Origin of the sequence: Metabacillus halosaccharovorans, assembly GCF_002019635.1 — a bacterium.
Classification (GTDB): Bacteria; Bacillota; Bacilli; order Bacillales; family Bacillaceae; genus Metabacillus; species Metabacillus halosaccharovorans.
The window spans coordinates 1,949,855-1,966,384 of record NZ_KV917371.1; the positions used below are offsets into that span (position 1 = coordinate 1,949,855).

Sequence of the window (16,530 nt, forward strand, 5' to 3'; positions counted from 1 at the left end):
ATTAATAGGAGTCATGATTATATCTAAAGTAAATATTATAGTCCCTGTTTAGTTTGGGCTATTGCTATGGGAGCCTCAACTTTTATAGTATTTAGTATTAATACAAAAACGGTAAGGAAAATTATATTATTCAAGCTTATAAACTTTATTGGAAAAATTTCATTCGTTATATGTGTTTCATAAACTTGTTATTTTTACAATAGTAATGTTTTCTACGATAGATTACCTATTTGTATAATCTTAGTAGGTTCATTTATTATTTCTTTTGTAGTAGCAGGTTTAGCATATTTTGTATAGAAAAACCATCTATCAAAAAAGGGGAGCTTCCTACGTAATATATTAACCAGTCAAAGCACGATGAGCAGACTATTCGTAATTATGCATAAGTTATTTAATCCTAGGATGTCTATTAAGCAGTGGCAAGGATAAACAGGCTACACTTAGATGGGAAGTTCATATAAGGTATTGCAATATCTCGTATTCAGGGGCCCTTGGATATTGAGCCCTATTGAATACAAATTTTACAAACCTTATAAAATTGTCTAGTTTAGTGCATACGATCCATAAATGGGTTAGTAGTAGAAAAAGATTGAAGTTAAACAACATAATTAAAAATATCATGAACTTTATAGTAAGCCCCAGCATGATTAATACCTGTAGAGTAACCTGCACCTTTAGTATAGATATTTCTAGATAATACAGAATCCCCTTGAGTTTTAAAGTCATTATTTTTAGAGCCTTTACCATCAAATAAATTATTGAAAATCCTATAATTCTGAGTTCTGTTCCAAACTGTCATGGTGGACTGATTAAAAGTATTATTAAATAAAGCTAAACTGCTCCCGGCACTGAAGGTAACGCCAAGTCTAGAATTAAAAGTATTTTCACTTATAATATCTCCAACCATATGCTCCCATCCATCTTCCCAGTCAATATCACACCCCGGCATTCTTCCTCCATTATTGGAAAATGTATTACCTTCAATAAGCCAATTTTGACCACCGCACATAGCAAGACCTGTACTAAAGTTACCTTCGAAAGTACAGTTTTTGATGTAACAGTTTCTCGGCATGCCAAATGTTCTTATAAAAGCAACAGCACCATTAAAGTCAGTGTCTCCTGACGAAGGAGGGGCTTCCTGGTAAATTACAATTTTAGCGTATTTAGCATTCGGAGGTTTTGGGTAATTATAGAATTGCAAATTATACATTTGTGACTCAATATGAGTAAAGTTTTCGTTATAAAAATGTATTGAATATAATCTCGATCTTAAATGAGGATATCCATGGTATCCCTGAGAATATCCTAGTAAATAGTATTCCCCTAACCCAGAAACGTCCATGTATTGATTGTATCTGAAAAAATTAGTAGTCTTACTATTGTCGATATTTCCATTTTCATCTATATTACCTGGTTCAAAGTTAAATCTGCTAACAGAAATACTTTTAGTGATTTTTCCTATATTCCTATTTGCAAGTGTTCCTGTAATCACATTAAACCCTGGTGATTTACTAAAAGTGCAGGACTCATATCCTGTATTCAAACAATCATCAATCAAAATGCTTATACAACCCTCTACAGAATCTTGAATGGTTGTTGAATCTCGCTCTCCATATATATGTGCTTTCATTAATTTTGTATTTTTAAGTTCAGTAAAATAGAACATTCTGTAACCTGAAGTAGTTAGTTTACTTGGTTCAATATTAAGAATGGAATCGCTGAAATCAATTATCATATCGGATGGTGGAAATATGGTCCTTACTGCGGGGCTAATTAAATATGTGCCATATGGAAATATAATTTTCTTATAACCATTAGCAGCTGCATAATCTAAAGCATTTTGAATACCATTAGTTGTAATAGTAGAATCCGTGTTATCCAATCTTATTGAAAAAAAATTTACATCAACATAATAGATTTCTTCTTCTGTCAAAGGAGTTTCAATCTTATCAACTACTGTAATATTGAAGCTTTCAGAATAAGTTCTTGTTGAATCAAATGCAGTAAGTGTCGCAGTTCCAGGAGAAACTCCCTCTACTACCCCATATTGCACTCTAGCTACACTTGGATTAGAGCTTTCCCAAAGCACGATATTATCATGGAAAATATCGTAAAGAAGATCTCTGGACAACGCTGTAGCCATGACAACGAAATTATCTCCTACTTGAAGAGTATCTGTTTTTCGATTAATTGACATCCCAACAATTTCTCTTGTAGAGGAAGGTGGGGAAACAATCTGTCCTCCCACTTTTACATGTACAAACTCTGTGAAGGTTTGATCTTCATACGTTGCAGTTACGGAAACATTTGTTTCTCCGTCAGATATACCAGTTAGTAATCCATTTGCGTCTACAGTTACATATCCTTCATTTCCGCTTTGAAATGTAATGTTTAATAGTTCTGTATATCGAGTTGGTAACCCTTGCACGGAAAGCCTTTGACTATCTCCAGAATTTAATTGTACATTAGCAGGATTCACTGAAATTCCTTCTAGCAACTCTTTATTTTGATAGTAATGAAAATTATTTCTTACCTCATTGTCACTAAGCTCACGATTGTATATAACGAAGGCAACCAATGTTTCAGGGGCTGTGTTATGTCCTACATAATTTCGCCTTAATTGTAGTGGTGATACTGCCATAGAATTAATATACGATACAAAGTCTTGTGGTACTGGAATACGTCCATTTGCGTTAATAGCATCATTTATAAAAATGCTTGCTGTATTATCTTCATTTATTCTTAAAGTGAAAACATTAACAGCCAAGGTCCCGATCGGATTTACCAACTCTTGGTAACTTTGCCTGTAACCAGTGCTGTCTTCAAACCAAAATGAATCAATCCCTCTAGTTCCTTCACTGCCATCTGTTTTTTTGTATTTAGTGAATGAACCAGATTTAGCGGAAAGAAACTTTAAATCCTCTGTTCTCCAGTGTGAGCCGTTCGTATCATAGCTAATCATTTGAATGGTTAAACCGTCATCTAAATCGATTAATTGATTTAATGGACTTGTATTCTTAGGAATCTGAACATAATCCTGAACTTGTAACAATAATCCTTTATTATCTACATACCCATCAGTTGCACCATCATGGGTAACTCCAACTAAAGTGGCTTCAATATTGTTAACTTTATCGGAAATTGTATTTGTGGTTACACCAGCTTTATTTGTAAAGTCATAGTGTAGAATGAGTCCATTAGTAACGATTCCGGTTTTTGTATAGGTGGCTGTTTGAATAGGACTTACATTACCAGTGGTATCTTGTGCAAAGGCTTTCACAGTGGTTGTTTCAGTAAGAGTTAACGGGGCTGAATAAACTAAGCTTGAAGTAGTGGGTTGATTACCATCAATAGTGTAATAAATGGTTGCAGAACCGTCTGTTGTCATTGTAATTGTTTTAGAGTTAGAAAAGGTTCCACCGGATGGTATTAATAAATTTGGAGGAGTTGTATCTTGTGCTTCAGTTGTAATAATTAGCTCTGTTTCTGGTGAATGATTTCCACCGCTGTCTCTTGCTACTATTCCAAAGCTATATTCCATTTGCGGAGTTAAGCCTGTTACTTCAATACTTGTACTTGTAACTGTAGCTAAGAAACTCCCATTTTGATAAACATCGTACTCCATTACATCATTAGATGAAGAGGCAGACCAAGATAAAGTTAATGAAGAAGCTGTTACATTCCTAGCTGATAAATTAGTGACTTCTTCTGGTGGAATATTTTCATGGTCGGTTTCATTATAGGACGCTGACACTGTAGCCCGATATGGGATATTAGATTGAATTAGTACAGTTTTAAAGGGAGAGAACTTCCCTTCAAATGTTTCCTTCGCTTTAACAGTAATGGTTATACCGTGGATTGTAAAAGTAAGACTAGTTGAAATATCATCATTTATAATTTTAAAACCCATCATTTCCTCTTGATACGTTTTAGTTACACTAGAAGAGCCAACGAAAAAATCTTTTACTACTAGTATCATTTTTTCATCATCCTAATTGAATGTAATTTTAAGATTATCTTTCCATACATTCGAATAACACTTCCTTTCTAAATTCTAAGTGCCATAATGTATCATATGATGCTAGTATCACGAACGGTTGGACACAGTAGAAAAATCCTAAATAAAAATTTCACAAGATGCGTAGAATAATATCACCTTTAGCGCTATTCAAGGTATTGTGTGCTTTATTAGAAATTTTTTAGGGGGTTCAAAAAGATATTGTATTCCTCTTTAAAATATAGTATTGTTCTTTATATAGAATAAAAAGTGTGAGTTAACTGTTGTGATACCTTTTGGATAGCTAGATGTGTAATTACATATTTTAATTTTGGTTTAACATAGGGTGTTGTTTTTAAATAGCACTTAATAATCGGTAATATTATCCAGTTGTTCGTTATAATGAAATTTGAGTTATACATAATACTAATCTAAGGGGATAGAACGATGTCTATATTAGTAACAGGTGGAACAGGATATATCGGTTCCCATACATGTGTACAGCTACTATCTGCAGGCTTTGATATTGTACTATTAGATAACTTTTCAAACAGTAAATCAGAAGTAATAGACCGAATAAAAGAAATAGCAGGTAGAGATTTTACATTCTATCAAGCAGATCTACTTAACAAAAAAGAAATAGTATCAATTTTTGAGAAAAACAAAATAGATACTGTCATCCATTTTGCTGGACTTAAAGCTGTAGGAGAATCTGTTTCAATACCTATAAACTACTATCATAATAATATTACTGGAACACTTAATCTATGTAGTGTCATGGAACAATTTGGTGTTTATAATTTAGTTTTTAGCTCATCGGCAACTGTTTATGGAACACAAGATCAAGTACCTTTACATGAAGATCTCCCTTTGTCAGCAACAAATCCTTATGGTAGGACTAAGTTAATGATAGAGAATATCCTTAATGATCTCTATGTTTCCAATACTAACTGGAGCATTGCTTTACTTAGGTATTTTAATCCAGTTGGTGCACATTCTAGTGGTCTTATAGGTGAAGATCCTAATGGAATACCAAACAATTTAGTACCGTATATCACACAAGTTGCTATCGGGAAGCTACCGGAACTAAAAGTCTATGGAAATAATTATCCCACTATAGATGGAACAGGAGTAAGGGATTATATTCATGTAGAAGATCTTTCTGAAGGACATATAAAAGCATTAGAGAAAGTTACAATTTCTACAGGAATAAATGCCTATAACCTAGGAACAGGCATCGGATATAGTGTGCTTGAGATGATTAATACATTTTCTAAGGCATCCGGAAGAGAAATTCCATATAAAATTACGAACAGAAGACCAGGAGATATCGGTGAAAGTTTTGCTGACCCATCAAAAGCGGAAAAAGAGTTAAATTGGAAAGCTAAGAAAGATCTATATGAAATGTGCATTGATTCATGGAGATGGCAAGTTAATAACCCGAATGGATATGAAAGTAAAGTTACTGTAGTTTGATTAATCTTAAATAAATAATAATCATAGATTACTTAAATAATAGCAGAAGTTAATTATAACAAGGTTATGTTCGCTATAATGAATATTTATTTTGTGCTTATATTCATTGTTTTGTAAAGTTCTTATTTGCTTAGAATAATTATTTAAATATTAATGGCAAGAGTTCTACGGTATTTATTAAGTAAGTTGATGTATATGTTGTTTAAAATTTTATTATATAGGTAGTTTTGATTGGATTAATAGTAATAAAATGGAATTGACATCCAAAATCAAACATGATACGTTCTTTATAAAGAATAAAATTAAGTGTTAAAGCCCTGGTTTCTTTCTTTTTTGTTTTGTTGTTCTTTAAAATGAACGTTAAGTAGGTGTTCACTTCAACCAATTCAATGGGTAACAAATCAGGAGGAAATAATGAGTGCAATTGCTGGTATTTTTCATTTAAATAAAGAACCTGTTTCCATGGAACATGCAAACAATATGATGGGGATTTTAAGGAAGTTTCCAGCTAATGATGTTCGAACATGGATAAAAGACAATATCTTTCTTGGATGTCATGCACAATGGATTACACCTGAATCTATAAATGAACAACTTCCTTATTTTGATCAAGAACGGCAAATTTCCATTACAGCAGATGCAATTATTGATAATAGAAAAGAGTTAATTAATCAGTTAAATATAGAAAAATCTTTAGGTTTAGTTATCCCAGATAGTCAACTCATACTATTAGCTTATGATAAATGGGGAGAAAACTGTCCTAAGTATTTAATAGGTGATTTTGCTTTTATAATTTGGGATGACAAAAATCAAAAACTATTTGGAGCAAGAGACCCATCAGGTTATCGAACTCTTTATTATTGGAATGACAATACGAAGTTCGCTTTTTGTACAACAATTAAACCATTGTTAGCTTTGCCTTGCGTAGAAAAGAAGTTAAATGAGAGCTGGCTTGCAGAATATATGGCGATTTCTGGAATGATTGATACAGTTGATGCTTCTACTACACCTTATCAAAATATCAACCAAATTCCACCCTTTCACTCGATTACAGTTTCTAGAACTAATATTAAGTTAAATAAGTATGGTCAGTTCAACCCTGAGAAAGTACTGAAGTTAAAATCCAATAGAGAATATATTGATGCTTTTCAGGATGTCTTTCAAAAAGCAGTAATATCTAGGTTACGTACATACCGCAATATTGGATCTCATTTAAGTGGTGGCTTAGATTCAGGATCTGTTGTTGGTTTTGCTGCAAGGGAATTAAAGCATCAAAATAAATTGGTACATACCTTTAGCTATATTCCGCCGAGTGACTTTAAAGATTACACATCAAATCACCTCATGCCTAATGAAAGCCCATTAATTAAGAAAACGGTAGATTATGTTGGAGGAGTTTCTGATCACTACTACAATTTTGATGGAGTTGATTCATATTCAGAACTTAATAGTATTCTCGATATGAATGAGATGCCATATAAATTTTTCGAAAACTCATTTTGGCTAAAGGGGATATTTGAAAAAGCACAATTAGAAGAAGTAGGTGTCTTACTAAATGGTGACAATGGGAACCTATCAATCTCTTGGGGAAATGCGTTTTATTACTATAGCGAGCTTCTAAAAAAAATCAAATGGTTTCGTCTAGCCAAAGAGTTAAATCAATATAGTAAAAATGTAGGTGGATCAAGATTTCGAAATTTACCTGTTATTTTAAAGATGGGATTTCCAGGAGTTCGAAAAACAAAGTCAAACATGTCGAAATCTTTAGTTATAAACCAAGAATTCGCAAAGCAAACAGGTGTTTTTGATAAGTTGCAACAATTTGGACTTAATGAAACTGGTTGGTTCAGTGGGAATAATTTAAACCAACAGAGAAGGATGGTTTATGATACTATCTGCCCCTGGAATGCCGGGAATACTTTCAATACAAAGCTATCACTACACTATTCTTTATGGAAACGTGACCCCACAAATGATATTAGAGTTGTGCAGTTCTGTCTATCGTTACCTGATGAACAATATGTTCAAGATGGAATGGATCGCGCTCTTATAAGAAGATCAACAGAAAATATCTTACCAAACGAGATTAGATTAAATCAAAGAATCCGGGGAATACAGGCAGCAGATTGGGTTCATAGAATTGCTCCACATTGGGATAGTTTAATAGAAGAAATGAAAGAATTAAACGCTGATGAAAGAATGTTAAAGTACTTTAATAAAGAGATTATAGATAGTGCATTAAGAAAAGCAGAAGAAGGGCCTCAAAGAGAGCAGATATCAAATCCTGATTACCGAAACTTAACTCAAAGTTTAATGGTCTATCGTTTTATAAAAAATAACTTCTAAAAGGAGGTGATAAATATGAAAAAGCAATGGACTAATCCTACTTTACAAGTTTTAGATGTAAAACAGACAATGTGGAATTTAAAAGGTACACACCATGATGGAGCTTGGACTGAGCACATTTCTAATCCACATGATAATGGAGATGGTACAACTACTGAATCTCAAATGAGTTAATTTGTTACAAGCTACATAACGATAGCCCTTAATATAAGGGCTATCGTTACATGATGTTTAAATGGAGTGAACATAATGATTGTTACTAAACGGAAAATGTCTTATATGGCATTCGGTGTTCATATTTTAAGCGAAATACCTTTACCAGAATTATCACCAATGGGACTAGAAGATCAAGGATTTGACGTTGAAGTTGTAATAGAAGATTTAAAAATGGAGTGGGAGCATTTAGCTAAGGATAAAACTGGCTATATTTTCAAAGAAAGTTACGTTTTATTTAGATTAGATGACATTGCAATCTTTTTAATAAAAGAAGGGAAAAAAATCTCTATATCTCCCCTTAAAGATTATAAGGAAGATATTGCAAAAATGATTGTATTAGGCACTTGTATTGGTGCCATATTGTTGCAAAGGAACATTCTGCCCTTACATGGAAGTACCATTGCTGTTAATGGAAAAGCCTATGCAATTGTTGGTGAATCTGGTGCAGGAAAGTCAACCCTTGCTTCTACATTTATACGGGATGGATACCCAATTTTGACTGATGATATTATAGCTGTTTCTATTTTAAACGAAAGAACACCTTTTGTTATTCCGTCTTATCCACAACAAAAATTATGGCAAGAAACTCTACATGAATTTGGAAAGACCACGTCTAATTTAAAGTCAGTTTATGGTAGACAAACCAAGTATTATGTACCGTTACTAGCTGAATTTTTAACAAATCCATTGCCGTTGGCAGGGATATTTGAACTGGTAAAAATAGATCAAGAAGAGGTTGAAGTAGTCACTAAAACTAGACTTGAGCAACTCTCTATTTTATACAATCATACATACCGTAATCTTATGATTTCAGGTCTAAGAAAATTAGAATGGCATTTTAAGGTATCTACTAACATTTTAAATAATATAAATGTTTACCAATTACAACGACCGATATCTCGATTTACATCTGATGAATTAGTATCAATTATTTTAGAAAAGATTAGATTAACTGAGGAGAATAATAAAAAATGAAAACTTACGAAATGATCACATTAGAAGATATAGTTACACAGGTTGAAGGTAATGTTTGTAGTGATATGGATGGAGAAAAAGTCATGTTAAGCATAAAAAACGGGAATTATTACAATCTTGGTGAAACAGGTGGAGTTATTTGGGATTTGATGGAAAAACCTATGAAAGTAAACGAAATAATTAAAAAAATGAAGGCAATATATGAAGTGAATGATCAAGATTGCGAACTTCAAGTCCGCTCCTTTTTAGAAAATTTAATAAGTGAAGGACTAATTGAAAAAAACTTATAAATTATTTTAAAAAAGTAGGTATGCAACGTGAATTCTTTAAGGAGAATAAAGATATTTCTATTCATGGGAAAAAAATCTCAATTCCTTTTTATAGAGGCGCTTTTTTATCTAGGTATTGCTAGAATTCTTAAAAGTTTACCTTTTCATAGAATAGTGCATTTATTAGGTGAAGAGAATAAGGAAACGATATATCAAACTACTATTTCACTGACTGATAGGAAAACATTAATTGAAATTTCCCAAGCGATAAATACGATGAGTCGCTATACATTATGGGAAAGTATGTGTCTTGTAAAAGCTATTGCTTGTATGAAAATGCTGGAGAGGCGTCAATTTAGTTGTACTCTTTATTTTGGAACGGCGAAGGATCATACAGGTAGAATGATTGCCCATGCTTGGTTACGAAGTGGACCCTATTATCTAACGGGGTATGAAGAAAAAGAAAAATTTACGGTAGTAAGTAAATTTGCAAATAACTTAGGGGAAAAGACATAAAAAGGAGAAAATTCGGAATGGGCAATTATACACTAAGAACCGATAACGTACCTAAAGAGCTACTGATTATACTGGATATTATAAAAGGAAATCAGATTACTACTGAATTGTTAAATGATACTGATTGGAAACTATTCACTCAGTTGTTAATCCACCATCGATTATATCCCTTAATTTATCCCAGATTAAAAGACTATGATCAAAGTTTTTTCCCCTCACATATTCTTCAAATAATATCCTATAAATATAGGATGAATACTATTGAAATGTTAAAGTTATCCGGAGAAATGATAGAATTAGACAGTTTGTTTACTAATAATGAAATTATGTCCATTTTTTTGAAAGGACCGGCTCTTGCCCTTGAAATATATGGTGATATAAGTTTAAGAACATCGGGTGATTTAGATATTCTTGTGTCTATTGATCAGTTAGAATCAGTTAATGTTCTATTATGTAAGGTTGGCTATAAAAAGGATGAATATTTTTCGACAACCTTAGATGACTGGAAATGGAGGCACCATCATCTTACTTACTATCATTCTGAAAAAGGAATAAAACTAGAGGTGCACTGGCGGTTAAATCCAGGTCCAAGTAAGGAACCTTCCTTTAGGGAACTATGGGAAAGAAGAAGTAGAGTTAGCTTTTCAGGGCATAGCATTCATTTATTAGGAAAAGAAGATTTATTTTTGTTTCTTGTTACCCATGGAGCAAGGCATGGTTGGTCAAGGTTACGTTGGTTAGTTGATATACATAAATTGATAAATAAAGACATGGATTGGCCATCTCTTATTAATAGACTGAAAAAATATGATTACATGAGAATTGGCGGACAATCAATTATTTTATCTAATCAATTATTAAATACTTCAATTGATAAGTATATGACAAATGAAATAATAAGCAATTGTTCAAAAAAACTTGCAAATGAGGCTGTTTTTTATTTAGAAAGAATGATTAATTTACATTCAGAGCCTCTTCCAGAAGACGTATCAAACTTTCATAAAAAACACATGTTTCATTTACTATCATTACGACAAAAACTACTATTAATTTTAAGTTTTCTTTATCCATACCCTGATGATGTAGATGTTTTACCATTGCCAAAGAGACTACACTTCTTATATTTTCCTTTACGTCCCTTTTTATGGTCTTGGAGAAGAGTTAAAGGATTAAGAAAACAAACTATATCAAGCTAGGAGGGTATATGATGAACGAACTTTTTTATTTTTTTAAACGATTATATACCTTATCAGGAAAGATACTTTATGTAAATGTTATAGGGATGGTGTTGATTGGAATTTTTGAAGGAGTGGGTATATTTTTACTGATTCCATTAATTGGGTTAACTGGAATAGTAGATGTAGGTTATGACTATTCCGGCATTAACTGGATACATAATATTTTTAAAGATATGCCCCAAATGCTTGGGTTGATCATTGTACTAGGAGCTTACGCCTTATTAATAATTGCGCAAAGTTATTTTCAACGAAATCAATCTATTTTAAATACAAAGATTCAACAACACTTTATCCGACACTTGAGAGAAGAAACATATAAATCAATCTTACAAGCAAAATGGAGTTTTTTTCTAAAAAAGAAAAAAACAGATTTAATTAATTTAATTTCAGTTGAATTAAATAGGGTAGCAGGAGGAACATCATTATTCCTGCAGTTTATATCCTCACTAATTTTTACCTTTATTCAACTATGCTTAGCTTTCTGGTTATCAGCATCAATGACGATTTCTCTTCTTATTTTAGGTGCATTATTACTCTTCTTCTCGAAAACGTTTGTCAAGAAGTCCAATATATATGGAGAAGAAACGATGGTTTTATCAAAAGAGTTTATAGGTGGAGTTACTGATCATTTCAATGGGATAAAAGAAATAAAAAGTAATAATCTGGAAGAAAACCATATAAAATGGTTTTATAATATCAGTGGAAAAATTGAAAGAAATATCATTAACATTGTGAAACTAAATACACTCTCTCAATTTGTGTATAAAATAATATCTGCATTTTTAATAATTACGTTTGTTTTTTTAGCAATAAAAGTTCTTAACACTCAACCTGCGCAATTAATGCTTATTATTGTCATTTTTTCAAGACTTTGGCCAAGATTAGCTGGTATTCAATCTAATTTAGAGCAACTAAGTTCCATTCTTCCTTCTTTTAAAGCATTTCAAGATCTACAATCTGAGTGTAAAAGAGCAAAAGAGCTGGATGATGAAAATTCTAAAATCATTGAACCAATTCGTATTACGAATGGAATTGAGTGTGTAAATGTCTCATTTAAATATCAAAATCAATCTTATCACGCTCTGAAAAATATTAACTTGTACATTCCGGCAAAATGTATGACAGCAATTGTAGGTCCATCTGGAGCGGGGAAAAGTACATTAATTGATATCCTAATGGGCTTAAATAAGCCAGTACAAGGTCATGTTCTTATTGATGGCAACCTTTTGTCAAATGATAATTTATTATCTTTAAGAAGTTCAATTAGTTATGTACCACAAGATCCTTTTTTATTTAATACCTCAATAAGAGAGAATATGCTGATCGTACAGACAAAAGCTACCGAATCACAAATATGGGAAGCTCTAGAATTTGCTGCAGCAGATTTTGTGAAGAATTTACCAAACGGGCTTGATACGATGATAGGAGACAGAGGGATAAGGCTTTCAGGAGGAGAACGTCAAAGAATTGTCTTGGCTCGTGCAATATTGCGTGAACCATCTGTACTAGTATTGGATGAAGCAACAAGCGCTTTGGATACCGAAAATGAAGTGAAAGTTCAAGAAGCCATTGAACGATTAAAAGGAAAAATGACGATTATCGTTATTGCCCATCGTTTATCAACGATCCGAAATGCAGATCAAGTAATAGTGTTGGAAGAAGGTAGGATAGTCCAACAGGGAGATTTTCATGAACTTGCAAAGGATAAGAAAGATGTTTTTGGAAAGTTGTTAGAAAAACAGGTAGAAGTGTTCGGATAATAGTATTTTTACTTTAAGGATTTAAGCTTAACACAAATGTTCACTATCACGAATTACTTAATTTCCATTGAAAGGACTGATAGCTGGGGAATGAGTACTAAGGGGGGGATACAAATTATTGGAGCAGCAAAGCAGACAATTAGAGAATACAAGTCTTCTAAAAATCCATTTATTAGGTGTAGTGTATCATCCTTGGCCTTTTGTTGGAATGCTTTATTGAATTTAAAGCGCTTATTTGTTGATACTGAATTTCGGTCCGTACTTTTATTGCAAATATTCGATTCTAAAAATGTCCATCAAACAACACCTCTCACATATATGGATCGATATCCTAAAATTTTTTCAGCATGTAGAGACTATTTTGGTGATAAAAAAGAATTAAAGATCCTTTCTTTTGGTTGTTCAACAGGTGAAGAAGTATTAACACTTCGTAAATATTTCCCATCTGCACATATTGTGGGCGCGGATATTAACAAGCGTAGCATCGCAATATGTAGAAGACTTCCAGTAGATGAAAAGATTACGTTTGTCCATTCTAGTGATAGTGAAATTCAAAAGCATGGACCTTTTGATGCTGTTTTCTGTATGGCAGTGTTGCAGAGAAAGCCACATTACATTGCTGCTAAAGGAATTAGTTCTATTAAAAAGATTTATCCATTTGAAAAGTTTGAAAAGCAGATCATTGAACTAGATGGGTTACTAAAGAAGCAAGGGATATTGACAGTTCATTTCACTCAATACTCCCTCAGTGATACATCTGTAGAATTTAAGTATGAGGCTTTGGGTAATTATAATCAAAATGATTATCGATCACCAGTGTTTGATAGAAATAGTCAAATAGTAAAAAATCCATCACTTCAGAATAGTATTTTTATTAAATCTGGGAAATAAATGGTTTTTAGGTTTATAGTTTATATGTTAAGGAGCTTTAAATTAGTAAATTATCGAAGAGATCGCAGTTAACTCAAACTGGAGAGGTAAAAATGAATAAGTTAAAACGAGTCCTCTTGTTTATAGTTATTGTTTTTATGATCTTAGTCATCTATACAATTTGGGACAATAACAGAGTGATAATTGTAGAAGAAGATATTTTAGTTGAAGACTTACCAGTTGAATTTGAAGAGTTTAAGATCCTGCAAGTGACAGATTTACATGAAAAAGAATTTGGCAAAAATCAAAAAGAGCTAATTAATAAAATTAATTCTGTTAGGTACGATGTATTGTCATTAACAGGTGATTATCTAAAAAGTCAGGACAGTGAGAATTACTCAGCTACATATAAGATTTTAGATGGTATACGTAATAAGGAGCATGTCTTATATGTCCCTGGAAACACAGATCCAGCTCCATATGTCATTAAAAATAAAACTGTTGTAAGAAATCCTTTTTTATTGGGACTTGAAAAAAGAGGTGTAAAGCTATTAGAGTCTGATTACAAGATTAACCATAACGGGGTTGCAGTCCAATTTGTAAATTTTGAGGAATCTATTTTAGAGAAAGATGAGGAAAATAACTCAAGTGTGTTAATTGCTTTAAATCATTATCCGATTGTAGATACTAGAATTGATCAAATTAGGGAAAATCCAAATCAACACATTCGAAATTATGATCTTATCATGGCAGGTCATTATCATGGTGGTCAAATACGACTCCCATTTGTTGGGGCCTTATTTGTTCCTGAAGCGTGGTATGAAAGAAGCGGTTTGTTTCCTCCACAAGATCGAGTTAAAGGGTTATGGCAATATAATCATACAAAACAATATGTAAGTGCTGGTTTAGGAAGTAGTAACGCCATCCCGTTCTTGAACTTTCGATTTTTAAACACACCAGAAATAAACGTTTTAACGTTAAGAAGGAAATAAAGAAATGCTAAAGAACTAGGAGAAATATCGATGAAAATGAATAATAATAAGAGAAATACGTTTGTAAAACGAATTTGCTATTATCTAGCATTTCTTAACTTAATAGACGGTATTCTCACGTATATAGGTCTCAAGTTAAATTTAATTGAAGAGGCCAATGTATTAATGAGAATCATTTATGAAGCAGAACCAGTTTATTTTCTAATAGTTAAGACTCTTTTATCGATATTGTTGTTTGCACTATGCATCCTTCAAAAAATACCAAACAATTTTAGAATGAAAACAATCTCATATATAGGAGCTTCTCTATATACATTCGTACTGTTTATCCATTTTTATTGGATAGTTGACATCATATAATTGAGGAAAAAATTTTAAAATATTGTTCTTTAAAAAGAATGAAATCTTGTTGTTCAATCTATTTTTTTATCTAAAAGTTCTCTATTGAGAATGATTTATGAAATTGAGAAAGGGGGAGCTTTATATGTACAAAAAACTTTGTAATCGCTGTTATCATTCCTCATACAGTAGTTGTAATGTAGGCAAGTGGTTTTGTCCAACCTGTAGCCAGGACTTAACAAATATGAAAGCAATCGTTGCTAGTAATCAAATTACTGTAAACCTAAAACATAACTATCAAAAGATAACCGATTTAAGGATGAACACAAACCAAAACATTTCCTATAAAATATAAAGAAATGAAGATGTATTCTATAAAAAAGGAAAGGTAACCACTACTAATCAGTAATGTTTACCTTTCCTTTTTTATTTCCCTTTAGTTGATATAGAAGAAAGTAACCCGTTTCCTCTCTGTTTATATAATTGTAAATAGCTTAATCGAGTATGCTTTAGTTCGGCTGTCAATTCAAATTTCGAAGGGACGAGCCATTCAAACAATGCAATACATCGATGATATAATGTATCATAGCTATTAAACTGGTAATCGATAAAGTCTATATATAGCTTTCTTTTATCTACTCTTTCCCCAAGAATTCCTTCATTCAGCCAACTGGTGGCATACTCTTTTCTAAAAGGTAGTTCTAATAAGTGGTTTGTATGTGGAAACATTTGATAAACAATAGATAAAGTACGTTTAACTCGTTTAAAAGTCTTATGCTTTCTAGCCGTTTGAAAAAGCCATTCAATATCTAATTCATCATGATGCTTATGGATTATTTGGATAATATCTAGAAAATGTTTCATAGAATCTAAATTGTGTCGCCAAGCATGAAGAATGATGAAATAGAATGTATAAAAAGTCGATAATTCTTTAACAAATTGATAATTTCCTAATGGTATTGCATGATTCCACAATTCATCCATGGAAAGATTCGATGTGTTTTCTTTTAGTAAATTCCAATGAATCTCAATAAGAATTGGAATATCCGAACCGGGTAGTGGCTTGCTAAAAGTCTTATGGAAGTGTCCTTCGTCATTTTTTTCTTCCGTTTTAAATCCCAGACTTTTAATACATTCAATTGCTTTATCAACTTGAACTTCCTTAACAAGGATATCAATATCAGAAGAGGATCTTGCTGCAAAATCATCGAAGTATTTTTCAGAAAAAAGTGGACCCTTAAGCGGAATAACAAAAATCCTTTTTTTCTCTAACAATGATAAAACTAAATCAGTTTGACTTTTTATTAATAAATTTTGAATGAGTTGACTTTGATATTGTGATGTAAGTGCATCTTTGAATTCAGTAGGGATCTTATCTAGATGCCTTTTTTGTTTTAAAAGAGAATATATATTTGGTCCAAGATTAAAATGGTTAAGTTCTGATTCTAGAGCTTTATATTCCTCTGCACTATAGTTTAATTGTATCGAAGATCTTTCTTTATATAATTCTTTAATAAACCTACATATCATCTGATA

At 32.2% G+C, this 16,530-nt stretch carries 14 protein-coding genes; 12 read left to right on the forward strand and 2 right to left on the reverse strand.

All coding sequences use genetic code 11. The features are described from left to right. Positions 1-595: 595 nt before the first annotated feature. Entirely contained in the window at positions 596-3,979 is a 3,384-nt protein-coding gene (locus BK577_RS09115) for a chitobiase/beta-hexosaminidase C-terminal domain-containing protein (RefSeq protein ID WP_078432598.1), read from the reverse strand. Between the two features lie 465 nt (positions 3,980-4,444). On the opposite strand from BK577_RS09115, the gene galE reads away from it, so the two are divergent. The 12 genes from galE to BK577_RS25715 all read left to right on the forward strand — a co-directional run bounded on the left by galE (position 4,445) and on the right by BK577_RS25715 (position 15,349). Continuing rightward, positions 4,445-5,473, forward strand: a complete 1,029-nt coding sequence (gene galE / locus BK577_RS09120) for a UDP-glucose 4-epimerase GalE (RefSeq protein WP_078432599.1) — start codon at positions 4,445-4,447, stop codon at positions 5,471-5,473. A 414-nt stretch (positions 5,474-5,887) separates the two neighbouring features. Continuing rightward, positions 5,888-7,819 (forward strand): asparagine synthase-related protein, encoded by a 1,932-nt coding sequence (locus BK577_RS09125; RefSeq protein WP_078432600.1) that lies wholly within the window; start codon positions 5,888-5,890, stop codon positions 7,817-7,819. 15 nt (positions 7,820-7,834) lie between these two features. Then, positions 7,835-7,993, forward strand: a complete 159-nt coding sequence (locus BK577_RS25710) for a paeninodin family lasso peptide (protein ID WP_139367290.1) — start codon at positions 7,835-7,837, stop codon at positions 7,991-7,993. Between the two features lie 75 nt (positions 7,994-8,068). Beyond that, complete coding sequence (locus tag BK577_RS09130) at positions 8,069-9,010, forward strand: ATP-binding cassette domain-containing protein (protein WP_078432601.1); 942 nt, start codon at positions 8,069-8,071, stop codon at positions 9,008-9,010. Further along, complete coding sequence (locus tag BK577_RS09135) at positions 9,007-9,300, forward strand: lasso peptide biosynthesis PqqD family chaperone (RefSeq protein WP_078432602.1); 294 nt, start codon at positions 9,007-9,009, stop codon at positions 9,298-9,300. Before BK577_RS09130 ends, BK577_RS09135 begins: the two co-directional genes overlap by 4 nt. Before the next feature lie 27 nt (positions 9,301-9,327). Beyond that, complete coding sequence (locus BK577_RS09140; RefSeq protein WP_078432603.1) at positions 9,328-9,795, forward strand: lasso peptide biosynthesis B2 protein; 468 nt, start codon at positions 9,328-9,330, stop codon at positions 9,793-9,795. Positions 9,796-9,812: 17 nt separating this feature from the next. Further along, a complete protein-coding gene (locus BK577_RS09145) occupies positions 9,813-10,991 on the forward strand; it encodes a nucleotidyltransferase domain-containing protein (protein ID WP_078432604.1) in 1,179 nt (392 codons plus the stop codon). Between the two features lie 11 nt (positions 10,992-11,002). Further along, complete coding sequence (locus BK577_RS09150) at positions 11,003-12,793, forward strand: ABC transporter ATP-binding protein (protein ID WP_078432605.1); 1,791 nt, start codon at positions 11,003-11,005, stop codon at positions 12,791-12,793. A gap of 90 nt (positions 12,794-12,883) precedes the next feature. After that, positions 12,884-13,684 carry a class I SAM-dependent methyltransferase gene (locus tag BK577_RS09155; RefSeq protein ID WP_169908179.1) on the forward strand — a complete coding sequence of 267 codons (801 nt, stop codon included), beginning with the start codon at positions 12,884-12,886 and terminating at the stop codon, positions 13,682-13,684. A 92-nt stretch (positions 13,685-13,776) separates the two neighbouring features. Beyond that, the gene (locus BK577_RS09160; RefSeq protein ID WP_078432607.1) at positions 13,777-14,655 is read left to right on the forward strand and encodes a metallophosphoesterase; all 879 of its coding nucleotides are present in this window, start codon (positions 13,777-13,779) and stop codon (positions 14,653-14,655) included. A gap of 30 nt (positions 14,656-14,685) precedes the next feature. Continuing rightward, entirely contained in the window at positions 14,686-15,015 is a 330-nt protein-coding gene (locus BK577_RS09165; protein WP_078432608.1) for a DUF5658 family protein, read from the forward strand. A 124-nt stretch (positions 15,016-15,139) separates the two neighbouring features. Beyond that, complete coding sequence (locus tag BK577_RS25715) at positions 15,140-15,349, forward strand: hypothetical protein (protein WP_139367291.1); 210 nt, start codon at positions 15,140-15,142, stop codon at positions 15,347-15,349. Positions 15,350-15,420: 71 nt separating this feature from the next. On the opposite strand, the gene BK577_RS09170 is transcribed toward BK577_RS25715, so the two are convergent. Continuing rightward, entirely contained in the window at positions 15,421-16,524 is a 1,104-nt protein-coding gene (locus tag BK577_RS09170; protein WP_078432609.1) for a nucleotidyltransferase family protein, read from the reverse strand. Positions 16,525-16,530 lie beyond the last annotated feature (6 nt).